The organism is Acinetobacter sp. SwsAc4 (assembly GCF_013391535.1).
Lineage (GTDB): Bacteria > Pseudomonadota > Gammaproteobacteria > Pseudomonadales > Moraxellaceae > Acinetobacter.
In genome coordinates this window covers 123,699-145,718 of the sequence record NZ_JACAXC010000003.1, presented here as the reverse complement: position 1 = coordinate 145,718, position 22,020 = coordinate 123,699, and the positions used below count along the sequence as shown (strand labels likewise).

The window sequence follows — 22,020 nt, the reverse complement described above, 5'->3', positions numbered from 1 at the left end:
CCACACTGTCTAGATAAAAATCTAAACACTTTACTGTTTCGAATCTAACAATAGCCTGATCAAAGTTCAAGTTATTTTTCCGATTTCGCCCTAATTGTGCAAATAAAAAGCATACAGTGAAAAAATGAAAGAAACATGACACTTTTAGCTTGACCGATTTTAAAAGCTGCCTATAATGGCATTCAGATTCTCCCATAGCTCAGTCGGTAGAGCGACGGACTGTTAATCCGCAGGTCCCTGGTTCGAGCCCAGGTGGGAGAGCCAAATTCAAAGAAGCCTATATCCAATATGATATGGGCTTTTTTATTGATCGAAACTCACCCTAGCTCCTAATAAAAACAAAGTATCCTATCCATTAAATTTATAAAAATGCTGATAAAAAGTACAATCAAATCAATATTTAATTTTTTTAGTATTCAGCTCTTGACCACATCCCTATTCATGCATAGAATGCCTATCCAGATTCTCCCATAGCTCAGTCGGTAGAGCGACGGACTGTTAATCCGCAGGTCCCTGGTTCGAGCCCAGGTGGGAGAGCCAAGATTCTAAAAACCCACTCTTATTGAGTGGGTTTTTTATTCATGTATTGATAATAAATATGTTTGCATCTAATCAGATTATCTTCTTGCTTATTGGCTTGATTAGCACAGTATTACTTTTAATTAGTTGCCTACGTTCTTTTCTACCCCAGCAGAAGTTTTTTGCTCGACCTGTTATTACCACATTTGAATCAAAGATGTTCACGAAGCTACAACAGGCATTCCCTAACAATCACATCCTGACACAAGTCGCTTTCAGTGCTTTAATTACCAGCGATCATTATAAAATTCGTAATCAATTCAATCGCAAAGTGGCCGATTTCGTGATTTTAGACCAAGAAATGAATGTATTGGCAATCATCGAACTTGATGATCCAAGTCATATTGGAAAAGAATTAGAAGACAAAAAACGCGATCAAATGCTTTTAGAGGCAGGGTACAAAGTGCATCGCTACACACAAATTCCATCTGTAAAACAATTACAGATGGACATTCGATAAATCAAATTTTCTAATTAAGGATTATTCAGACTGAATTGCTGATTCAGCATTTTTCTGTTTTTCAAATTTCTTTGCAATTTCTGCATGTTGTTGATCATATTTTTTCTTGGTTTCCGCATCACTTTTTGCAGCTAGGAAAGCCATTCCTATAATAAAGATCGGGATGAGCAAGCCCAAACCCATTAATAACCAAGGTACTGACTTCTTTTCAGTAGATTGTTCACTCATAAATGATCCAGATCCCAATAACACAACTCATCTTAATGTAACAATATAACAAAAAAGAGCCTCTATGAAGAGACTCTTTTTTGAAAGTTATGATCTAAATAAAAGCTTAAAACTTACCTGCACACTGAGCGTTTTGACTCGTATCTTTTTGAGCATCAGTCAGCACAATACTCGAACCTGCTAACATATATTTTTGAATAAACTCCACTTGCTTTTGCGTTTCTACAAATGATCGCCTGCGTATGCGTTGCATTTGGTACGATATCTAATAAATAATTTTCATCATAAGCTGCTTATGGAAAGAATTTTAAAGCATTCTCTTTCATATTCTTAACTAACAGCTGCGTAACTGCTGGCAATAGTGCTTGATCTTTTTCTCTCTGAATAAGTAAGACAGATGTCTTAATTACTTTTTCTTTAGTCGCATTGGTTGCAGGCTGAGTCGCCGCTAAGAAATTTTGCACCACAACATCTTCTTTAAATTTAGTTAGATCAATACCAAACTGTGTGATTTGATGTGTAGGGTATGCTATGAAAGCCAAAATTCCCGCTTTAAGTTTCCCCTGTAAGCCATTAGCACTATCTGGAGCTGGATAACTCAAGCAGGTACCAACATCGCAGTACGACCATATGCTAAATCTGCGATATCAGCCGCACCAGACGTAAAGATTTGTTTACAATCATCATTATTATCATTACATGCAGTTAAAAATAAGGCTGAAACAGAGAATGTCATTGCTAAAGCAACTTTTGACCGTTTTATAAAATATCCTTTTGTCTTTGTTTCTTGCACACGAAACTACATGCTGCTTTATTAATGCACAAAAAATACCCTACATAGGACGTTTTTCAACCAATGAATCATTTTAAGACATTAATTCCAAAAAGATTCCCAGAAAAATTATCATTCCTACCCAACGATTGTGACGGAATGCCCAGAAACAAATCTGAGGTTCTCGATCTTTAGTTTTATATGCCTGATAAACAAAATCCCCTGCAACAACAAGTAATGCAACCATTCCAAATGGTATAAAAATATGTTGCAGATACAAAGCCGAGCCAATTAATAACAAGCTAATAAACTGTAATAAACCAATTATCTGTATATCGTAATTACCAAATAAAATTGCGGTAGATTTCACACCAATTTTCAAATCATATTCACGATCAGTAATTGCATATTGTGTATCATAAGCGACTGTCCAAGCCAAATTACCGAAATATAAAAGCCAACAGGTTAAATCTGGCGTTTGTCCCACCGCAGTGTATGCCATCGGGATTGACCATGAAAAAGCAGCACCTAAAAACACTTGTGGCAAATTGGTAAAGCGTTTCATAAAAGGATAAATAAACGCTAAAAATAATGCACCAAATGACCAATAAAAGGTTTCGATCGGCAAGAAAAATAGCAACATAGCACTTGCAGCAACTAAAGCTAAAAATACAAAAATAGCCTCGCGAGCACGAATTATACCTGTAGCTAAAGGGCGTGTTTTTGTACGTTCAACATGCGCATCAACTTTACGGTCAGCAAAATCATTGATCGCACAGCCTGCTGCACGCATAAAAATAACACCCAAAATCATAAGCAATAATATTTTAAGATCTGGTGTCCCTTTTGCAGCAATCCACAAAGCCCACATCGTCGGCCAAAAAACCAATTCTGTACCGATTGGCTTATCAAAGCGGCATAAATAATAATAGGCTTCTAAACGTTGTCGCCAAGTCGTATGTTGCACTGTTTCCATGATGAATCCTTAGAGTCAATGCTGTTGAATAAACTGCTCAAATGCTGGGAGAAAAGTCTCTTGCACGATGAATTTACAACCATGCCAAGTATAACAACTTTGTCTAGTCCAACCTTCTTCTAGATAAATAACCCTTCTTTCACAAGCTGGATTAGTTCGTTGAAATAAAAACCAACCGATTGGCTTATTACGGATATGCCGAAATAATCGAGCTTTCTTGTGTAGGCTTAAAATTGGGAAAATACTTTTTGCTTTAACCCAAGCCTGTGCCTGATTACCATATAGATTCGTTTCACGTACCCATGCAATATGGTGTGCTGGCATTTGCATCCATTGGCTATCGTTAAAAGTGAGTCGTTGAAACTGTTCGTTGAGACGCTCGACATGAAATGCCCCCTCACCCAAATCAGTCAATTGCTGAGTGAGAGAACCAGATGCATACAACCATTTTTTCAATTCAGCCGGGATCTCTCGCCCCTTAATTCTGTTTGGTCGTAAATTTCGCATGCTTGGCTCACTAAAAACATCGCAACTAGTTTACATGAATTTCTTTGGAAAAAGCGTATGACTTTCAATTGAATCAAAAACATAAAAAAAAGCTCGCCGAAGCGAGCTTTTTTAAACTAGATGTATTACAGGCTGTAGTACATATCAAATTCAACTGGGTGAGTAGTCGTATTAAGACGACGTACATCTTCAGTTTTAAGTTCGATATATGCATCAAGCATTTCTTTAGTGAATACACCACCTTTCAACAAGAACTCGTGATCCGCTTCAAGTGCAGCAATTGCCATTTCTAAGTTATGAGCAACTGTTGGGATTTTTGCTTCTTCTTCAGGAGGAAGGTCATACAAGTTCTTGTCAGCAGCTTCACCTGGATGGATCTTGTTTTGGATACCATCAAGACCAGCCATTAACAATGCAGCAAAACCTAAGTATGGGTTCATTAATGGATCTGGGAAACGTGCTTCGATACGCTTGCCTTTAGGGCTAGAAACGTAAGGAATACGGATAGAAGCAGAACGGTTACGTGCTGAGTAAGCAAGCATAATCGGAGCTTCGTAGTGTGGAACTAAACGCTTATAAGAGTTTGTACCTGGGTTCGTGATTGCATTCAATGCACGAGCGTGCTTGATGATACCACCAATGAAGAACAATGCCATTTCAGATAAACCAGCATATTCATCACCAGCAAACAAGTTCTTGCCATCTTTAGAGATAGACATATGAACGTGCATACCAGAACCGTTATCACCCACCATTGGCTTAGGCATAAATGTCGCTGTTTTGCCATATTGATGAGCAACGTTCCAAACTGCATATTTGAACTGCTGAACTTCGTCCGCTTTGCGAACCATAGTGTTGAAGCTCACACCAATTTCTAATTGGCAAGAAGCAACTTCGTGGTGATGTACTTCTACACGACCAGGGCCCATGATGTCTTCGATACGTGCGCACATTTCAGCACGCATGTCTTGATGAGAGTCAACTGGAGGAACTGGGAAGTAACCACCTTTAACGCGTGGACGATGACCTGAGTTACCAGCTTCGTAAGCTTTACCAGTAGACCATGCAGCTTCTTCAGCGATCAATGTGTGGCGTGCGCCAGACATATCGATGTCCCATTTAACTTCGTCAAAAACGAAGAATTCTGGTTCTGGACCAAAGAATGCAGTATCACCGATACCAGTAGATTTTAAATATTCTTCAGCACGACGAGCAATCGAACGTGGGTCACGCTCGTAACCTTGACCAGTAGATGGCTCGATTACGTCACAAGTTACAACAACTGTTGGCTCAGCAAAGAACGGGTCAAGAAAACCTGTTTCAGCATCTGGACGTAAGATCATGTCAGAAGCTTCAATGCCTTTCCAACCAGCGATTGAAGAACCATCAAACATTTTACCGTCTTCAAATGTATCTTCATCAATTGTGTCAGCTGGGTAAGTTACGTGTTGCTCTTTACCCTTAGTATCAGTAAAGCGAAAATCGACCCATTTTGCGCCACTTTCTTTGATGAGTTGAAGGACCTTGTTCGCCATGCTCATTTGCTCCAATGAAATTTTTATGCACTTGTTAAGTGCGTGTTAGTTGTTGATATATAATTAGCAATTATCATACCAACAATTTTAAAGCATACCTAAAACATTGAAATTCTTTGCAGAAAAAATGCTTTAAGCTCCATGTCCTATGTCCACTATAATGTTTGCTTTCACAAATGCACCATATTTAAACATTCCGATCTCAGCTCGTCCCCAAAATAGACATAACGAACCAAAGTGGTGCAAAACATATAACAGAGAACTAATGTAGTGCAATTTACACTATCATGAGTTAGCATAAATTCGCTTTTTATATCATTCTTTTGAACTTCATTCCAATCAATTCATTTAGACTTTTGGTTCACTTTGTATATTTTTATTCAAACCTTTAAATTTATGAAGTTTATTCTGATTCTTAAACACGATTTCTATCATAATTAATCAAAACCAACTAAACATCGGGTAATTGAAATATTCAACATTGATCATTTGTTTTTGTTATGATTATTCTTCTCTATTTTCAACATATTCCTTTAAGCTTCAATAAATCCTAAAGAAATATAACTTTAGAATAGAGTTACTACACAAACAGCCCGATAAAGCACTTATTTTCAAAAGGTTATAAAGTCATGCTTCTAATGGTGGATAACTATGACAGTTTTACTTACAACATTGTCCAGTATTTTGGCGAGTTGAACCAAGAAGTAAAAGTCGTTCGTAATGATCAAGTGACATTAGAGGACATTGAACGATGGCAGCCAAAATACTTGGTTATAGGTCCTGGCCCATGCTCACCAAGTGAAGCTGGAATTTCTATTCCTGCAATTAACCATTTTGCGGGTAAAATTCCTTTATTGGGTGTCTGTCTTGGGCATCAAGCGATTGGACAGGCATTTGGTGGCAAGATTATCCGTGCTAAAACGGTTATGCATGGTCGTTTATCTGATATGCATCACAGTGACAAAGGAATTTTTAGTCACTTACCTTCCCCGTTTGCTGCTACACGTTACCACTCATTGGTAATTGAGCAAGAAACGTTGCCAGAATGTCTAGAGGTGACGTGCTGGACGAACCAAACAGATGGCACAATTGAAGAAATTATGGGTGTGAAACATAAAACACTTCCTGTTGAAGGCGTTCAGTTCCATCCCGAATCTATTTTGAGCGAACATGGTCATCAAATTTTTAAGAATTTTTTAGAGATTTATGCATAAATGAACATCCAACAGGCTCTTAATCACATTACCAAAAACATTCATCTTACCCAGCCACAAATGGAAGATGTCATGCGTAGCATTATGCAGGGCGAAGCAACTGATGCACAAATCGGTGCGCTGATGATGGGCTTGCGCATGAAAGGTGAAAGTATTGATGAAATCACTGCAGCAGCACGCATTATGCGTGAGTTTGCAATTAAAATTGATGTGAGTGATATTCCTCACTTGGTCGATATTGTCGGCACAGGTGGAGATGGTCAGAATTTATTTAACGTCTCTACAGCTTCAAGTTTCGTTATCGCTGCTGCTGGTGCAACGATTGCCAAACATGGTAACCGTGGCGTGTCGAGTAAGTCAGGTTCATCCGATGTACTCGAACAAATGGGAATTCAGCTTGATTTAGATATGCAACAAACCGAACGCTGCATCCGTGAAATGGGTGTAGGTTTCCTATTTGCACCAAATCATCATAAAGCCATGCGTTATGCAGTTGCACCTCGTCGTGAGCTAGGTATTCGTAGTATTTTCAATCTACTTGGCCCATTAACCAATCCTGCTGGTGTGAATCGTTTTGTGATTGGGGTATTTTCAGATGAGTTATGCCGCCCTATCGCTGAAGTATTAAAGCAGTTGGGTGCAGTGCATGTACTGGTTGTACACTCTAAAGACGGTTTAGATGAGATCAGTCTTGCAGCACCAACCACAGTTGCTGAACTGAAAGATGGCGAAATTACTGAATGGACTTTGACACCAGATGATGTAGGTATTCCATCTCAAACCCTCACTGGTTTAGTGGTGAATAGTTCAGAAGAAAGCTTAAAGCTAATCAAAGATGCTTTAAGCCGAGATAAATCAGATATTGGTGAAAAAGCAGCAAACATGATTGCACTCAATGCAGGTGCAGGTATTTATGTTGCTGGTATCACCAAGACTTACAAGCAAGCAGTTGAGTTCGCTCAAGATATTCTGTACGGCGGACAAGCCTTAGAAAAAATGAGTATCTTGGCTGAATTTACCAAGACATTGAAACAATATCAGGCAGACTAAGGACTTCTCATGATCGATATTCAAAATACCATTTTAGGTAAAATTGTTGACCGCAAACATGAGGAGCTTGCAACACGTTTAAAACAACGTAGCTTGTATGATGTAGAACAGTGGGCAAAAGAAGCAACACCAGTGCGTGGTTTTGCGAATGCTTTACAACATAAACGTCCAGCCGTTATTGCTGAGATTAAAAAAGCGTCACCTTCTAAAGGCGTGATTCGTGCAGACTTTAATCCTGCGGAAATTGCACAGCAATATGAACAAGCAGGTGCTGCTTGCTTGTCTGTATTGACAGATGTGGATTTCTTCCAAGGTGCGGATGAAAATATTGCGATTGCTCGTAATCACTGTGCCCTACCAGCTTTGCGTAAGGACTTCTTGGTTGATCCTTATAACGTGGTTGAAGCACGTGCCTTACATGCAGATTGTATTTTATTAATCGTGGCATGTTTATCAGATCAACAGCTTGAAGAAATGTCGAAAACTGCATTTGAGCATCAACTTGATGTATTGGTTGAAGTGCATGATGAATATGAATTGGAACGTGCGTTAAAGCTTTCTGAGCAATGTATTTTGGGTGTCAACAACCGTAATCTTAAAACCTTTGATGTTGATTTAAATACTTCATTACGTTTAAAGAAATTATTGCCTGCTTCTCGTGTTTTAGTCACAGAAAGTGGTATTGCCACACCTGCTGATGTAGAAATGATGCAAGCCAATGATATTCATACTTTCCTTGTTGGTGAAAGCTTTATGAAACAGCCTCGTCCAGATCAAGCATTTGCAGAATTATTTGGAAAGCCTGAGCAGATCTAAGCGAATTAGGTTCAAGGTAAAATTCTGCCTTGAACCTTTTAAATGATGCTAGAACCAAATATAAGCTCTTAATAAAGAATAAAAATTAGAGTTAGACAATACCAATAGATTAATCAACGATTAAAGACTAATGAAAAAACATGAGTAATTTTTTATTAATTCTAGGGCTGATTTTTTTAGTTGGCTTTCCAATTTATAGTCATCTCTATTGCTATCAAAAAATTCAGAAGTTCAAAGATCCAAGAGTATTTTATTTCTTTAGTTTAATTCCTGGAGTCATCTTTATTAGCAGTGGAATGTACTTTTCCCCTGTAGATACATTTATTAAATCTGAAGAATGCGGTGTAGTAGAACAATATAAAACTTTTCAGAAACGGAGAGGTCACTTCGAGCGCCTTGCAATTGTGATGGATCAATCTGGTTATATTCGTTATTTTGACTTCGATGATACTTTACCCCGTGTTCAAGTTAACCAGCATATTTGCTTTGAACTGTACGACCGTTTTAAAAATAAAGGCTTAAACCAATCACGAATTATAAGGATTCTAACTCCCTCTTAATAAATGAAAAATTACAAACGTAGCTTCCGTAGATAATGGATAAACAAACTAAATCAATTTATCCCTTCTATACTTTGAAGCATTTATCATAATTTTAAAGCTCATATCGCTCCATGAATGCAATTTAGTTCAAATCATCACGGTTTCAGACTATAATTTTACATCTCTCGTATCTTGCCTATTTTTCTAAACTTATGAGTAAACATGATTCATCGCTTTCTAAAGATCAGTTTAACTTACTGAAAGCCTTTAAAAAGCAAATCTCTAATCCTCAAGCAAGTGCTATTGCAAAACAAGCAGAGTCACAAAAAGCTCCAGCCATTGCAGAAGAGTTGGAAGATACTGAGCTTTTTAAAAAAGCCCTGCTTGGGGTAAAACCAATCGACAATCAAAATATTGCCGACACCAAAGTCACACGTCGCAAAAAAGTTGATGCCCAAACCTTGGCAAAACGTGCTGCGGCAGAAGGTGGTGCAGAGCAAGAGTTTACAGAAATTTCGGATACTCAAGCGATCTTAAATCCAGTGGCAAGCCAAGCGACTTTAAGCTATCGAATTGCAACTTTGCAGCACAAAGTATTTGAAGACTTAAAAGCAGGTAAAACTCGTTGGTTTGAAGCAGTCGATTTACATGGTTGTACCGTTGAACAAGCCCGAGCAGCCGTTCTACAAATCATTCAAATGGCAAAAGATGAAAATCAAAATGTCATCAAAATTGTTCACGGTAAAGGACCTGAGGGCATTTTAAAAACATATGTCAATGGCTGGCTTAGACAACATCGTGATGTACTTGCATTTGTCAGCGCACCTGAAAATCAAGGGGGTACGGGTGCTGTTTTAGTGCTCTTAAAACGTGCAGAAAAGAACCCAAAGCACAAACAATAATCGGCATTTGGTTCAAAATGAAGTTTTTGAGTCGTTTTCTGATACAATTCCCGTTTTGTTCAACCCACCTAAGTGAACATTGTTATGTCTATGCAGCAATCGTACGCAAATATTTTAACTGCCGTTGGTGAAGATCTAAATCGCCCAGGCTTAAAAGATACGCCTATGCGTGCGGCTAAAGCTTTTTCTTTTTTAACTTCTGGTTATAGCAAAACCCTTGAAGAAGTTACAAATAGTGCGGTTTTCCCATCCGATAACCATGAAATGGTATTGGTCAAAAATATCGAGTTTTATTCGCTTTGTGAGCACCATCTCCTCCCATTCTATGGTCGTGTTCACATTGCTTATTTACCTGAAGGTCAAGTTTTAGGTTTATCTAAATTTGCACGTATTACAGAAATGTTTGCGCGTCGTTTGCAAATTCAAGAAAACTTAACACAACAAATTGCAGAAGCGGTTGCGGAAGTGACACAAGCACGTGGTGTGGCTGTAGTAATCGATTCTGCTCATATGTGTATGATGATGCGTGGTGTTGGCAAGCAAGAATCAACGACACGTACGGTTTCTTTTGTTGGTGATTTTAAAACTGACAAAGATGCACGTCGTGAGTTCTTAAGCGCTGTTCCTGAAAGCTATTAAGCTGAGCAATCCAGAATGTCATCAGTTCATTTAGCAGGTTTCGGCGATTTAATCGTAAATGAAGCAACTATTGATTACCCTCGTCCTGATCGTTTGGTGCGAGGTAATCCTGAACGTTTAACTTATAGTTTATACGAACATCCGCATATGGACTGCGGTATTTGGCAATGTGAAATTGGTGCTTGGAATATTCAATTCGCTGAAAATAAACAAGAGTTCTTTCAAGTGATTGAAGGAATTGTCCGTATCCATGATGCAAAAACTCATTCTTTTATTGAAGTGACTGCTGGAAATGCAGGGATTATCCCACCCGCATTTGTCGGTACATTTGAAGTCATTGAAGCGGTTAAAAAATACTACGTCATCGTTGAAGTCTAGATACTGGAAATTGGCATGATCCTAGTGATATCTTATCTAAAAAAACAGAACATAGCCTAAACCTACTTTATTCCAGTCTTTATGATCTTGTTGTTCAAAATCCCAATTCAGACGCAGAGCATGATTTGTATTCAGACTATATTGTAGCTGTGTACCGACTCTTAAATTCCACTGGTTCTGATCTTGCCAATACGGCAGTTCAACTTGTACCACACTATTAATATTATCAGACCATACGTTCATACACCCTACAGTCGGCCCAGCTCCAACGCGCCAACCTTTATCTAATTTTTTTCCACCTTGAATATGGCTTTGTAGTTGGGCATAACACAGATGTCGACGATCATAATCTGCCACGCTATAACCAACTTGCATGTTTAGATTCATCACACCATGTTGCGCATCTTCACTAAACGTCCCATTTTCAATCGCTTCCTGTTTCCAACCTAGATTAAATCCCCAAGTTAACGGCGATTTAAAAGGTTGAACTGGATTATAAGAATTCACCGATAATAGATCTAAATGTTCGAGCTTGAGCTTGTCATCACGATATTGCAGGCTACCATCTAAAAACAGTAATTGTGTGCCTGTGCGATACCCCCCTTGTGGATCAATCAAATCGTGATAGGCCTGACGATGACCCAGCTCCACAAACTTTTGTCCTTGCACATCACCCACATTCACTGACAAATTACGTGCATGATGCCCTTCTACAGGCTGCATTTTTGGACGCTCTGGTTGTTGACGTTGCTTTTCAACTTGAATTTGACTTCTTTCAGCAAGAAGCTGTCTTAATTTTGGCTGAGCAATATTGGCATCAACTTGACGGCTGATATATTGTAGATATAAATCATCGTAAGCCATTTCTAAAATCTTGGCCTGATCTTGCTGACTATATTTTTTTAGCATGGATTGAACTTGGTCAGTCTCGGTAAAAGCAATTTGATGGGCAACTTTAGCCAAATCTGTACCATGTTGTTTGGCTTGCGAAAGTAGTTGAGTTTCTAATGCAGGACGATAGACCACTTCTTTAACTAAAGCTTGCTGATCAACAGCCTTTAAGGTTTCGATTGGAATTGCAGCGTAACTAAACTGCTGTTTTAGGTTTAAATCGGGACGTACTAAATCAATTAGGCCTAATAAACGATAAGCACAATTATCACTGACGAAATAATAGGGAAAACTCACATGCTGCATTTCCCAAATATGTTCAACCAAAAAACGAGTTTCTTCAGGTGTTAAATTTAGCTCATATTCCCATAGATCACGGCTTTCAAAATCACCATACTCTTTTACTTTACGATAATACGGCATTATTGAATATTCACCAGGATACTGTCCTGTTAGACCTTTCCATGCATAAGACCAGTTATCATCACCTTTCACTGTGGCCGCATAATTTACTGCATAGGAAACCAAATTGAGTTGTTTCTGATCTTTAGGGTCTAAACGTAGCAAAGTATGCCCAAACATCGAACTCGGATTGCCCATAAAGTCAGTGGCATAAATCAAAGTGGCTTTATGCGGCTTGATTTGATTGATCCAATCATTAAATTCAACGCAATTCACTTTTGGAAGTTGTTGTACATCAATATTGAGTTGCTGCATCAACCAACGACTACGTGCAGGAAACTTACAACGAATGGATTGGTTATCTGGGGCTTCACGAAACAAGGCTTCAATATCTGCTTGTAATTCACTATTTAAATTTGTTTTTCCATCTGTGGCATAAAAATAACCAGCATAAGTGACTTCACTGTTTTGTTTTTGATCGGCATACATCAAGCGTTGCCATGTGGTTTTCTGATCTAATTGTTTTTGTTGAGCAAGGTCTAAATACTTTTGTAAATTAGATTCAACCGAGGCATATGTAAAATGACATATCAAAGACGTAAATACAAAAGTAGCTAATTTCATTCAATCGCAATTTTTTAAATAATCAGAGTAGGTATAAGAAAACCCTGCCATTAAGACAGGGTTTTATGTTCAAACGTATTAAACGTATGCTTTAAGCACAGCGTCTTTTGCCATCACGCTTTGTAAAGCATCTAAAACTTGAAGTGAGTTTGTATTTTTGCTTGAATAAATTTCAGCAAAGTTTGCTTTAGACACAGCAAAGAAGCGTGCTTTGTCGTTGGCTTTGATTTGCATTAATTCAGCAAGTACATTTAAGCTTTCGCCTTGACCAACCGCCATATCACGCGCTAAAGACTCTGCATTTTCATTGGTAAATGTCACAACTTGAGCCGTTACTGTACCACCTTGACGGCATCCTAAAGTACCGAATGTGATCCCTAATAATTGGTTAGTAAAAATTCCATTGGTTGTTGCTGCAAGGATTTTAGGTGCAATACCTTTTTGACCTGCCCAAATTTGTGTACCAGCACCGCAACCAACATCATTATCAGCCATTGCAACACTTGAGCCAGCTGCTAGCAAAGCTGCTAATGCAATTTTTTTTAACATAAGAAATGTCTCCAGTCTCAATTATTTTTAACTATTTGTTATCACTATTGTGCTGTGTAATTGTTCTTACACAAGGATTAACATAACGAGGTTAAACTTTTTTAGCAAATAAATTTTGAAATATATATGAAATATTCATAACAAAAAGGAGCTCAATAAAAGCTCCTTTTGCACGACTAAAATCTTTTAACGCAATCGCCAAGATCCATTTTTATCCCGCTCACCCAGTATTTTTAACACCAGCACCAAACTCAACAATAACAATAGATACCAAGAACCTAACTTGCCCCAACCCACCATATGCCAAGCATCAACTTGACTCGGATATAACCAGATTTTATAAAATGTACTAATGTTTTCTGCAATCCAAATCAAGAATGCAAGCACCAATAGTACAGGTAACATCGGAACTTTAAACTGATGCTGTTGTAATTGAAAATAAAGTTTGGTCTTCCAGAAAATCACAACACTCCAAACAAATAAAACCATTCGATAGTCAGGAATAAAAAACTTGGTCATAAAATTAAGGTAAGACAACACTGCTAAACACAGCATATTGCCAAAATTCGGCAAATTCTCGAATGAAACATTATAGAGTCGCAAAGACCGAGCAAAAAAACTACCCACTGCTGAATACATAAACCCTGCAAACAATGGCACAGTCAGTAATTTAAATATGGCTGGTTGAGGATATTGCCATGAGGCAATCGCTGGATGGGTCAAAAATATTTCCATTCCCATCGCCATGAGATGGAATAAAGCAATCACTTTCGCTTCTGCGCACGATTCGAGCTTTAAATAAATCAGACAGGCTTGAATAATCAGTGCATAAAACAACAAATAATCGTAACGAAAAAATCCCCAATGTTCATGACTTCCCATCGGTGCGGTGACTGCAAATGCAATCAAAAGCAACAACCCAAATAAGGCAGCCGAAGCTGCCTTAAAGATAAAGTTGAGCGGTAATACAATCAACTGCACAAAACTGATCCTAGCGCGTTTACTTTGAAATGATTAAAAATATCAACCTAAATATTTAGTACTGTATTCATGAACAGTATCTACAAAAATCTTAGGCTGTGCTGGATCGACCCATTGGGTAATACCATGACCTAAGTTTGCGATATACCCTGTTTTTTCACCATTGGCATACGCATCATCCAACATCGCTTTCACAGATTTTTCAATTGAAGCAGCTGAACCATAAAGCACAGCAGGATCTAAATTCCCTTGTAAAGCAGCACGCCCTGCGACCACATCACGTGCAGTATAAAGCGGTGTAGTCCAATCTAGGCCAAACGCATCAGCGCCTGTGGTCAACATTGTCTCCAACCACTGACCGCCACCTTTGGTGAACACAATAATCGGAATACGTTGACCATCCTTTTCACGTTGTAATCCTGCAATAATCTTGGTCATATAGTTCAGTGAGAATTCAATATATTCTCTATGCGCTAGCGCACCACCCCAGCTATCAAAAATTTGAATCGCTTGAGCGCCTGCATCAATTTGAGCATTCAGATAATCAATCACTGAATCAGCAAGATGATCAAGTAAAGCATGTAGTATTTCTGGCTGTGCATACATCATATTCTTAATGAAGCGGAATTCTTTACTTGAACCACCTTCAACCATATAGGTTGCTAAGGTCCAAGGGCTGCCCGAAAAACCAATCAGCGGCACTTGTCCATTTAAAGCAGATCGAATCGTTGAAACTGCATTCATGACATAAGCGAGATCTGATTTAGAATTTAGTTTAGGTAAATTCGCCACATCTTGTTCAGTGCGCACTGTTTTATGAAACTTTGGTCCTTCACCTGTTTCAAAATACAAACCTAAACCTAAAGCATCAGGTATAGTCAAAATATCAGAAAATAAAATCGCAGCATCAAGCTCATAGCGGCGTAACGGTTGTAATGTTACCTCGCAGGCAAATTCAGTATTTTTACATAGAGATAAAAAATCGCCTGCCTGAGCACGAGTTTCACGATATTCTGGTAAATAACGCCCTGCTTGACGCATCATCCAAACGGGTGTGGTGTCTACAGGTTCACGTAATAAAGCTCGTAAAAAACGATCATTTTTCAACGTTGTCATTACCAATCTCTAAATTTTTTCATGTTGAGTGCATCATAACAAAGTTAACCTCGAATTTATAATTGAAAACCCATACAACAAATCAGACTTCAACTATTTTTTTACTTGGACACAAAACTGCTACTGCAAGCTGTTCTATTTTCTGTAATACTTGCAATATCTTATATCTCAATATGAATAATTCTTAAGGTTGAATTACATGTTTGTTCGCTCATTACTCGCTATGAGTTTAAGTTGTATTCTTGCTAATGTTGCTTTTGCTGCCCCAACAACTGAGCAACCATTAAATCCAAAAAAAATTTCAGCTCCAGTTCAAGATCCTATTGATCCATTATCTATCGAGCGTTCTGCTGCATCGAGTGTAATGGCTCAATCCGCATCAAGTGTTGCTGTTCAAGCTGCTTCTGAGCCACAAGTCAATACGGGAGCTGCTTCGGCAGTGTCTCAAAAACTAGAAAATGCACCCGATACCACGACTACAACAGCACCAGCTGTCAAAGTTTCATGGACTTTAGACAGTTTGAATACAGCTGACTGGTATGAAAATATTGGTAAAGGTCAATTTCCTGTATATGCACGTGCGCATGTGATGTTGAATAATGCTCACGCCTCACCAGGCGCAATTGATGGCTCAAATGGTAAAAATACACTAAAAGCAATTGCTTCATTTCAACAAATGAATGGCCTTACACCAACAGGTCAATTGACTAAAGAAACTTGGGATGCTTTAGTCGCTCAACAAACTAAACCAACTTATGTTGAATACACGATTACGGATGCAGATTTAAAAGGTCCTTACGCAAATTCAATCCCTTCTGACTATGCATTACAAGCAAAAATGAAAGGTTTGTACTACACGCGTGTAACAGAGATGTTGGGCGAAAAGTTTCATATGGATGAAGGTTTCCTCAAAAAATTAAATCCAACTGCAACCTTTAAAAAAGCAGGTGAAAAAATCATTGTTGCGAATGTTCGCAATGATTTGCCAGAAGATATTCATTTAATTGTGGCACATAAAGGCGCCCGTCAACTTTATTTATTCAATAGTCGCAATCAAATGATCGCGTCATTTCCTGCGACAATTGGCAGTTCTGATACACCATCTCCAACAGGTACGTATAAGGTTGTAGGGGTGTCTAAAAATCCACCATACAGTTATTCACCTTCAAATTTCGTTCAAGGCAATAACTTAAAACCTTTAATGCTACCACCAGGTCCAAATGCACCAGTCGGTAATATTTGGATCGGTTTAAGTAAACGATCTTTTGGGATTCATGGAACGCCTAATCCATCTTTGATCTCTAAGACTGCATCACATGGTTGTATTCGCTTAACCAACTGGGATGCGAATGACCTCGGTGGAAAAGTACGCTCTGGCGTTACCGTTAAATTCCTCGAATAATTTAGATTGTTCAATAAAAAAACCGGATACTTGTGGTATTCGGTTTTTTATTCTTTACTCAACACTGGGAAGTGGTTGATAGTAAATCTGATTACGTCCAAGTTGTTTCGCTCTATATAGCGCTTTATCCGCAGTATGAATCACCGAATCTTGACTAATTTTAGGGTTTCCATTAAACACCGTAATACCCAAACTAATGGTCACATGATTAGAAACTAGTGATTTTTCATGTTGAATCATCTGCCGATCAATCGCTCGATAAATATTGGTTGCTACAGCATATGCACCTTGAGCAGATGTTTCTGGTAAAAGCACCACAAATTCCTCGCCCCCATAACGTGCAATGAAATCCATGTGCCGAATTGAGCTTTTAATCATTTTCGCAATCGCGGAAATAACTTGATCCCCCATCTGATGACCATAAAAATCGTTATAATTTTTAAAATAATCAATATCTATAAATAATACGGACATGGCCTTACTTTCTTTACATGCGAGTTCATAGTAATAACTAAACATTTCTTCAAATGTACGTCTATTCGAAACTTTTGTTAACTCGTCATGTTGGCTTAAATGTAAAAGTTCAGATGCTTGTAAGCGTAGAATTCTCTCATCAATTTCAGATATTTTAGTTTTTAGAAATAATTTTCTGTCCTTAGAGGTGAGCATTACACTAATCGAAAAACCCAACAATAGACTTCCTATAAACGTACGCCCTAGCATTAAAAAATCACAGGGTACTTTGAGAAAGTATAAAGACAATAAGATCACAATTGCTGCTGAAGAACCAATCCATAACATATGTTTGGGTTTAAGCCCACTCAAAATAAAACCCAGCATATATAAGAATGCAATCAACACCATCGACTGGTTTTGTAGCACCAGATTAGAAATACTCATCATTAACAATGAGGGAATGACAATTGTACAAAATACAATCACACAGGTTGCAGGATAAAATAATGGGTTAAGCCGTCTAAAACGAGAAAATGCCCAAAATAAAAATAGTGCTGCCGCGACAACAACCAAGCTTAAAATGCTATATACAAAATCTAAAATGAAATGGGTGCTTGCTCGAATGACCAACAAATTCGACGGTAAAATCAAAAGTACAAAAATCGCATATGTAATTACCCCTTGACCAAAGAACTGAATCGCATTGATTCTAGTTCGATCAATATTAAATTGCCAAAACTCATTTTCGAGTTGGGTAGGCAAATTTTTTTGTGTTTTCTTGGTTCTAGAATGTGCAATGACTAACTGTTCTAGATCTTCTTTTTCTTTACATAACTGCTTAATATCATATTGACTTTCCATCCTTCTCACTCTTCTTATAATGCTGTATTCTTATCCAGCATAAAAATAACACAATTTCTCATATTTTCATGCGCTTTGCGTAACTACTTATCCATAATTGTAGTTACCATTTTCGCACTATATGCATTATTATTTATATTATTTTTTAAGCCTGAAGTACACCTTGAATACGATTACACTTTTACAGCCAGATGATTGGCACGCTCACTTGCGTGATGGATTAGCTTTAAAACGTACTGTTCCAGATCTTGCGAAACAATTTGCACGCGCGATCTGTATGCCGAACTTAGTTCCACCAGTCAAAACTGTAGAAGAAGCTTTGGCATATCGAGATCGTATTCTCGCTCATGTTCCAGAAGGACTACATTTTGATCCGCGTATGGTTCTTTATTTTACAGATTTCACTTCACCTCAAGAAGTTCTTAAAATCAAAGAATCCGAATATGTAAATGCGATCAAACTCTACCCCGCTGGCGCAACGACAAATTCGGATAATGGCGTTAGCGATATTCGTAAAGTCTATGCCGTGATTGAACAACTTGAAGAACACCAAGTTCCGTTGTTGTTACATGGCGAAGTTACTCACAATCATGTCGATATTTTTGATCGTGAAAAACGCTTCCTTGACGAAATTTTATCGCCATTATTAAAGCAATTCCCAAAATTAAAAGTTGTGTTAGAACATATTACGACAAGTGATGCTGCAAATTTTGTACTTGAACAAGATCGTAATGTTGCTGCAACGATTACACCGCAACACTTGCTCTTTAACCGTAATGACATGTTGGTCGGTGGTGTGAAACCTCACTTCTATTGTTTGCCAATTTTAAAGCGTCAAACGCATCAAACCACATTATTAGAAGTTGCAACTAGCGGTAATCCAAAATTCTTCTTGGGTACTGACAGTGCACCACATGCTCAGAATGCTAAAGAGAATGCATGTGGATGTGCGGGTTGCTATAGTGCACCAAATGCAATTGAACTTTATGCACAAGCCTTTGATCAAGTGGGTAAGTTAGAACGTTTAGAAGGTTTCGCAAGTATGTTCGGTGCTGACTTCTATGGCTTACCGCGTAATACTTCAACTATCACTTTAGTGAAAGAAGAAAATACGGTTGCTGAATCTTTTGATTATCTAGAAGATCAAAAAATCATTCCACTTCATGCAGGTAAAACACTGCAATGGAGAAAAGTGTGACACAAGAAGAAAACAAAGCTCCTGTGATTGGTCAGCGTTTTCGTGGATTCTTACCTGTTGTTGTTGATGTTGAAACAGCAGGTTTTAATTCCCAGACTGACGCATTACTTGAAATTGCTTGTATCCCGATTATCTATGATGAGCAAGGTCAGTTCATACCTGGCCCATCATTCCATGCACACATCAATCCTTTTGAAGGTGCAAACTTAGATCGTCGCTCATTAGACTTCATTGGAATTGATCCTTTTAATCCGATGCGTGTTGCGATGGCCGAAGATGAGCGGACAGCTTTACGTCGTATTTTTAAATCACTCACGGAAGTCCGAAAAGAACAGCATTGTACCCATGCAGTATTGGTAGGACATAATGCTCACTTTGACTTAGGTTTTTTACAAGCTGCAATTGCTCGATCTGGTACAAAAAATCAGAATCCTTTTCACAGCTTTTCGGTATTTGATACCGTAACTTTGAGTGCAGTCATGTTTGGTCAAACAGTACTAGCACGTGCTTGTATTCAAGCTGGCATCGAGTTTGATGGCAAAGAGGCTCATTCTGCATTGTACGATACTCAAAAGACGGCTGAACTGTTTTGCTATATTTTGAACAAACTGTCTCCTCATCTTCTTGACAGTTTAGTGACAGAGCCCTAATATACACCCACCTCAAGAAGTCCCTATCGTCTAGAGGCCTAGGACATCGCCCTTTCACGGCGGTAACCGGGGTTCGAATCCCCGTAGGGACGCCAAATTCAAAAAAGCCACTGCATCTTTAAGACAGTGGCTTTTTTATTGGCTCTTTATAAATAGAGCTGCTACAAAATAATTATTTTGAAAAATCTATTTTATTATTCTTAGCATATTTTCTACCCTATACTAAAAATAGATCAAAACCATAAATTTAAACCTAATATGCAAATCCGTTTATTCCACTTACAAAATTCACGCTCTCAGCGCATCGTTTGGTTTTTAGAAGAATTAGGACTTCCCTACGAGTTAGTCATCAACCACCATTCAAACACAGATCAAAAGAAAAATTCACCGCATCCATTATCCAAATTTCCCGTTATTGAAATGATTGATCAAGGAAAAATTTCCATTCTAGCGGAAACTTCAGCCATTCTTGATTACTTCTCTCATTTATACCCTCAATGGGGACAACAACATTTATTCATTCATCAGCTTCCAGATTTTTATTATTGGAAGAATTATTCTGAGGCGACCTTTATCCCCGATCTGCTACTCAAACAAATTTTTCACCAAATTGTACAACGTACACCATTTCCTGTTCGCTTCGTTTCAAAATTTTTAAAATATGGATTTGATCAAGGCTATTTAAATCCATCGTTACGGCAACAAATGACCATGATTGATAAGTATTTAAAAGATCATTTATGGTTTGTTGGGGATCAATTTGCGGTTGCAGATATTTTGATGTGGTTTCCATTATTCGCTTGCGCACAAAACAACCATGAATGTAAACATATACAGCGTTATTTAGCTCAAATAGAAAACAGACCAGCCTTTAAAAAATCTTTAATCAAAGGACAATGGTCTGCTTCTACGTTTCAATCTTATTGTACGATGGCGTGGTAATTCAGTTATGCCGATTTACGCGAATTCACCCGACCTTTAACAACAGCCTTGATATTGCCTTTTGCATAATTCAAAAACACAATTAAAGGTGACAATTTAGGATTTGGTTTTTTACCCTGCCCAATCGCTTTAAATTGTGCCGCATACCAAATAATTTCCATGATTGCCATTTTATCAACAAAAGGAATCCCTGTTTTAATTTTATTCACGGCATAACGTACATCATTGCCTGCAATTAAACGATCAGTAAGATCCGTTTCCACTGCAAGTGGTCGAGCAATACCAATAAAATCACATGCACCACTTTGAAGTGCTGCATTCATTCCTGCTACTGTACGGAAACCACCCGTTACCATCAATTTGCACGCCACATGCTGACGAATTTTTTCAGCAAATTCTAAGAAATACGCTTCTCGTGCAATGGTACTGGCTTTACGTGATTCAGCTTTAGCACCTGCCATTGCAGGTGCTTCATAGGTACCACCTGAGATTTCGATAATATCAATACCAGCTTCATCAATGGTTTTGAATACAGTAATGACATCTTCTTCTGTGATTCCACCACGTTGGAAATCAGCTGAATTAAGTTTCACAGAAATAATAAAGTTTTCTGATGTTGCAGCACGGACAGCCTTATAAATTTCAACCAAGAAACGCATACGATTCTCAATCGAACCACCCCATTGATCGGTACGTTTATTGGTTAATGGAGATAGGAACTGGCTAATCAGATAACCATGAGCCCCATGAAGCTGCACACCTTCAAATCCTGCTTTTTCACACACTGCTGCGGCTGTTGCAAAACGTTGAATAATATCTAAGATTTCTTCATGTTTAAGTTCTCGAGGAGTTCCAAACATTGCTGCAAGCATTGGACTAAAAGGAACTGCCGATGGCGCAACAGTTTCTTTATTCAAACCTTTTGGACATTGGCGACCAGGGTGAGACAATTGAATCAATTGCACCATGCCATATTTTTTACCAACATCAGCCCATTGCTTTAATTTTGCTAAGTCACGTTCAGTTTCAATCGCAACCACGCCAGGCTCATTTTTGGCAGCAATATTGACCATCACATTGCCTGTAATCGCACAACCTAAACCACCTTTTGCCCATGCCTCATACAAGCCTATGTGCAATTCATTTGGCTGCCCTTCGTGATTAGCAAGTGCTTCACTCATTGCCCCTTTTATAATACGGTTTTTAAATGTGGTATTACGAATTTGAATACTGTCTGCAATCTGACTCATGGTCATCCTCTGTCTCAATTAGAGTACTTACTCTAATTTAATCTGATTGTTGTAACTATCAAGCGTTCTTCCGACAAACTGACAATATCATATGTCAATT

General features: G+C 38.3%; 22 protein-coding genes, 3 tRNA genes and 1 pseudogene. 15 read left to right on the top strand and 11 right to left on the bottom strand.

Annotation, left to right across the window (positions count from 1 at the left end):
* Positions 1–188: 188 nt before the first annotated feature.
* The 3 genes from HYG88_RS03285 to HYG88_RS03275 all read left to right on the top strand — a co-directional run bounded on the left by HYG88_RS03285 (position 189) and on the right by HYG88_RS03275 (position 1,039).
* Positions 189–264, top strand: a tRNA-Asn gene (locus HYG88_RS03285).
* 200 nt (positions 265–464) lie between these two features.
* Positions 465–540 (top strand) — tRNA-Asn (locus HYG88_RS03280).
* A 58-nt stretch (positions 541–598) separates the two neighbouring features.
* Positions 599–1,039 (top strand): DUF2726 domain-containing protein, encoded by a 441-nt coding sequence (locus tag HYG88_RS03275; RefSeq protein WP_005157671.1) that lies wholly within the window; start codon positions 599–601, stop codon positions 1,037–1,039.
* A gap of 21 nt (positions 1,040–1,060) precedes the next feature.
* On the opposite strand, the gene HYG88_RS03270 is transcribed toward HYG88_RS03275, so the two are convergent.
* The 5 genes and pseudogenes from HYG88_RS03270 to glnA all read right to left on the bottom strand — a co-directional run bounded on the left by HYG88_RS03270 (position 1,061) and on the right by glnA (position 5,063).
* Entirely contained in the window at positions 1,061–1,267 is a 207-nt protein-coding gene (locus HYG88_RS03270; protein WP_178882592.1) for a hypothetical protein, read from the bottom strand.
* A 106-nt stretch (positions 1,268–1,373) separates the two neighbouring features.
* Positions 1,374–1,949, bottom strand: a pseudogene (locus HYG88_RS03265) (alpha/beta hydrolase); the annotation flags it as partial.
* Positions 1,950–2,133: 184 nt separating this feature from the next.
* Entirely contained in the window at positions 2,134–3,015 is an 882-nt protein-coding gene (gene ubiA / locus HYG88_RS03260; RefSeq protein WP_005157678.1) for a 4-hydroxybenzoate octaprenyltransferase, read from the bottom strand.
* 15 nt (positions 3,016–3,030) lie between these two features.
* Positions 3,031–3,522 (bottom strand): chorismate lyase, encoded by a 492-nt coding sequence (locus tag HYG88_RS03255; RefSeq protein ID WP_004663105.1) that lies wholly within the window; start codon positions 3,520–3,522, stop codon positions 3,031–3,033.
* 125 nt (positions 3,523–3,647) lie between these two features.
* Entirely contained in the window at positions 3,648–5,063 is a 1,416-nt protein-coding gene (gene glnA, locus HYG88_RS03250; RefSeq protein WP_171294983.1) for a type I glutamate--ammonia ligase, read from the bottom strand.
* Between the two features lie 623 nt (positions 5,064–5,686).
* Between glnA and HYG88_RS03245 the strand changes: the two genes are divergently transcribed.
* The 7 genes from HYG88_RS03245 to HYG88_RS03215 all read left to right on the top strand — a co-directional run bounded on the left by HYG88_RS03245 (position 5,687) and on the right by HYG88_RS03215 (position 10,598).
* Positions 5,687–6,271, top strand: a complete 585-nt coding sequence (locus HYG88_RS03245) for an aminodeoxychorismate/anthranilate synthase component II (protein WP_087543859.1) — start codon at positions 5,687–5,689, stop codon at positions 6,269–6,271.
* Entirely contained in the window at positions 6,272–7,321 is a 1,050-nt protein-coding gene (trpD, locus tag HYG88_RS03240; protein WP_005157688.1) for an anthranilate phosphoribosyltransferase, read from the top strand. It abuts the gene before it with no gap.
* A 9-nt stretch (positions 7,322–7,330) separates the two neighbouring features.
* Positions 7,331–8,137, top strand: coding sequence for an indole-3-glycerol phosphate synthase TrpC (gene trpC / locus HYG88_RS03235; protein WP_005157699.1), 807 nt, complete (start codon positions 7,331–7,333; stop codon positions 8,135–8,137).
* A 140-nt stretch (positions 8,138–8,277) separates the two neighbouring features.
* The gene (locus tag HYG88_RS03230) at positions 8,278–8,697 is read left to right on the top strand and encodes a hypothetical protein (RefSeq protein WP_005157701.1); all 420 of its coding nucleotides are present in this window, start codon (positions 8,278–8,280) and stop codon (positions 8,695–8,697) included.
* Positions 8,698–8,891: 194 nt separating this feature from the next.
* On the top strand, positions 8,892–9,581 hold the full coding sequence (locus HYG88_RS03225; protein WP_178882591.1) for a Smr/MutS family protein: 690 nt from the start codon (positions 8,892–8,894) through the stop codon (positions 9,579–9,581).
* A 90-nt stretch (positions 9,582–9,671) separates the two neighbouring features.
* Positions 9,672–10,220 (top strand): GTP cyclohydrolase I FolE, encoded by a 549-nt coding sequence (gene folE, locus HYG88_RS03220; RefSeq protein ID WP_017397502.1) that lies wholly within the window; start codon positions 9,672–9,674, stop codon positions 10,218–10,220.
* Between the two features lie 15 nt (positions 10,221–10,235).
* Positions 10,236–10,598, top strand: coding sequence for a cupin domain-containing protein (locus HYG88_RS03215; protein ID WP_178882590.1), 363 nt, complete (start codon positions 10,236–10,238; stop codon positions 10,596–10,598).
* A 36-nt stretch (positions 10,599–10,634) separates the two neighbouring features.
* Here the strand turns inward: HYG88_RS03215 and HYG88_RS03210 are convergent, their stop codons facing one another.
* From HYG88_RS03210 to hemE, 4 genes are all read right to left on the bottom strand, one after another.
* A complete protein-coding gene (locus HYG88_RS03210) occupies positions 10,635–12,515 on the bottom strand; it encodes a DUF4105 domain-containing protein (RefSeq protein WP_178882589.1) in 1,881 nt (626 codons plus the stop codon).
* A 78-nt stretch (positions 12,516–12,593) separates the two neighbouring features.
* Positions 12,594–13,064 (bottom strand): DUF3015 family protein, encoded by a 471-nt coding sequence (locus HYG88_RS03205; protein WP_004663119.1) that lies wholly within the window; start codon positions 13,062–13,064, stop codon positions 12,594–12,596.
* A gap of 186 nt (positions 13,065–13,250) precedes the next feature.
* Positions 13,251–14,045, bottom strand: coding sequence for a DUF817 domain-containing protein (locus HYG88_RS03200; protein ID WP_178882588.1), 795 nt, complete (start codon positions 14,043–14,045; stop codon positions 13,251–13,253).
* 42 nt (positions 14,046–14,087) lie between these two features.
* A complete protein-coding gene (gene hemE, locus HYG88_RS03195; RefSeq protein ID WP_005157715.1) occupies positions 14,088–15,161 on the bottom strand; it encodes a uroporphyrinogen decarboxylase in 1,074 nt (357 codons plus the stop codon).
* A 199-nt stretch (positions 15,162–15,360) separates the two neighbouring features.
* On the opposite strand from hemE, the gene HYG88_RS03190 reads away from it, so the two are divergent.
* Entirely contained in the window at positions 15,361–16,563 is a 1,203-nt protein-coding gene (locus tag HYG88_RS03190; protein WP_178882587.1) for a L,D-transpeptidase, read from the top strand.
* A gap of 54 nt (positions 16,564–16,617) precedes the next feature.
* Here the strand turns inward: HYG88_RS03190 and HYG88_RS03185 are convergent, their stop codons facing one another.
* Complete coding sequence (locus HYG88_RS03185) at positions 16,618–17,880, bottom strand: GGDEF domain-containing protein (RefSeq protein WP_178882586.1); 1,263 nt, start codon at positions 17,878–17,880, stop codon at positions 16,618–16,620.
* Positions 17,881–18,043: 163 nt separating this feature from the next.
* On the opposite strand from HYG88_RS03185, the gene pyrC reads away from it, so the two are divergent.
* The 4 genes from pyrC (at position 18,044) to HYG88_RS03165 (ending at position 20,670) form a co-directional block, all read left to right on the top strand.
* A complete protein-coding gene (gene pyrC, locus HYG88_RS03180) occupies positions 18,044–19,078 on the top strand; it encodes a dihydroorotase (RefSeq protein WP_034602647.1) in 1,035 nt (344 codons plus the stop codon).
* A complete protein-coding gene (gene rnt, locus HYG88_RS03175; RefSeq protein ID WP_005157739.1) occupies positions 19,063–19,728 on the top strand; it encodes a ribonuclease T in 666 nt (221 codons plus the stop codon). Before pyrC ends, rnt begins: the two co-directional genes overlap by 16 nt.
* A gap of 19 nt (positions 19,729–19,747) precedes the next feature.
* Positions 19,748–19,823, top strand: a tRNA-Glu gene (locus tag HYG88_RS03170).
* Between the two features lie 163 nt (positions 19,824–19,986).
* Entirely contained in the window at positions 19,987–20,670 is a 684-nt protein-coding gene (locus HYG88_RS03165; protein WP_178882585.1) for a glutathione S-transferase, read from the top strand.
* Between the two features lie 5 nt (positions 20,671–20,675).
* On the opposite strand, the gene HYG88_RS03160 is transcribed toward HYG88_RS03165, so the two are convergent.
* Entirely contained in the window at positions 20,676–21,920 is a 1,245-nt protein-coding gene (locus HYG88_RS03160) for an NADH:flavin oxidoreductase/NADH oxidase family protein (protein ID WP_005157766.1), read from the bottom strand.
* Positions 21,921–22,020 lie beyond the last annotated feature (100 nt).

Coding starts and splice junctions, on each gene's coding strand:
- hemE (WP_005157715.1), bottom strand. CDS start 15,161: ATGACAACGTTGAAAAATGATCGTTTTTTACGAGCTTTATTACGTGAA.
- HYG88_RS03225 (WP_178882591.1), top strand. CDS start 8,892: ATGAGTAAACATGATTCATCGCTTTCTAAAGATCAGTTTAACTTACTG.
- HYG88_RS03210 (WP_178882589.1), bottom strand. CDS start 12,515: ATGAAATTAGCTACTTTTGTATTTACGTCTTTGATATGTCATTTTACA.
- HYG88_RS03215 (WP_178882590.1), top strand. CDS start 10,236: ATGTCATCAGTTCATTTAGCAGGTTTCGGCGATTTAATCGTAAATGAA.
- HYG88_RS03275 (WP_005157671.1), top strand. CDS start 599: ATGTTTGCATCTAATCAGATTATCTTCTTGCTTATTGGCTTGATTAGC.
- HYG88_RS03255 (WP_004663105.1), bottom strand. CDS start 3,522: ATGCGAAATTTACGACCAAACAGAATTAAGGGGCGAGAGATCCCGGCT.
- HYG88_RS03205 (WP_004663119.1), bottom strand. CDS start 13,064: ATGTTAAAAAAAATTGCATTAGCAGCTTTGCTAGCAGCTGGCTCAAGT.
- HYG88_RS03190 (WP_178882587.1), top strand. CDS start 15,361: ATGTTTGTTCGCTCATTACTCGCTATGAGTTTAAGTTGTATTCTTGCT.
- ubiA (WP_005157678.1), bottom strand. CDS start 3,015: ATGGAAACAGTGCAACATACGACTTGGCGACAACGTTTAGAAGCCTAT.
- HYG88_RS03230 (WP_005157701.1), top strand. CDS start 8,278: ATGAGTAATTTTTTATTAATTCTAGGGCTGATTTTTTTAGTTGGCTTT.
- rnt (WP_005157739.1), top strand. CDS start 19,063: ATGGAGAAAAGTGTGACACAAGAAGAAAACAAAGCTCCTGTGATTGGT.
- HYG88_RS03165 (WP_178882585.1), top strand. CDS start 19,987: ATGCAAATCCGTTTATTCCACTTACAAAATTCACGCTCTCAGCGCATC.
- folE (WP_017397502.1), top strand. CDS start 9,672: ATGCAGCAATCGTACGCAAATATTTTAACTGCCGTTGGTGAAGATCTA.
- HYG88_RS03245 (WP_087543859.1), top strand. CDS start 5,687: ATGCTTCTAATGGTGGATAACTATGACAGTTTTACTTACAACATTGTC.
- HYG88_RS03270 (WP_178882592.1), bottom strand. CDS start 1,267: ATGAGTGAACAATCTACTGAAAAGAAGTCAGTACCTTGGTTATTAATG.
- trpD (WP_005157688.1), top strand. CDS start 6,272: ATGAACATCCAACAGGCTCTTAATCACATTACCAAAAACATTCATCTT.
- glnA (WP_171294983.1), bottom strand. CDS start 5,063: ATGAGCATGGCGAACAAGGTCCTTCAACTCATCAAAGAAAGTGGCGCA.
- trpC (WP_005157699.1), top strand. CDS start 7,331: ATGATCGATATTCAAAATACCATTTTAGGTAAAATTGTTGACCGCAAA.
- HYG88_RS03185 (WP_178882586.1), bottom strand. CDS start 17,880: ATGGAAAGTCAATATGATATTAAGCAGTTATGTAAAGAAAAAGAAGAT.
- HYG88_RS03160 (WP_005157766.1), bottom strand. CDS start 21,920: ATGAGTCAGATTGCAGACAGTATTCAAATTCGTAATACCACATTTAAA.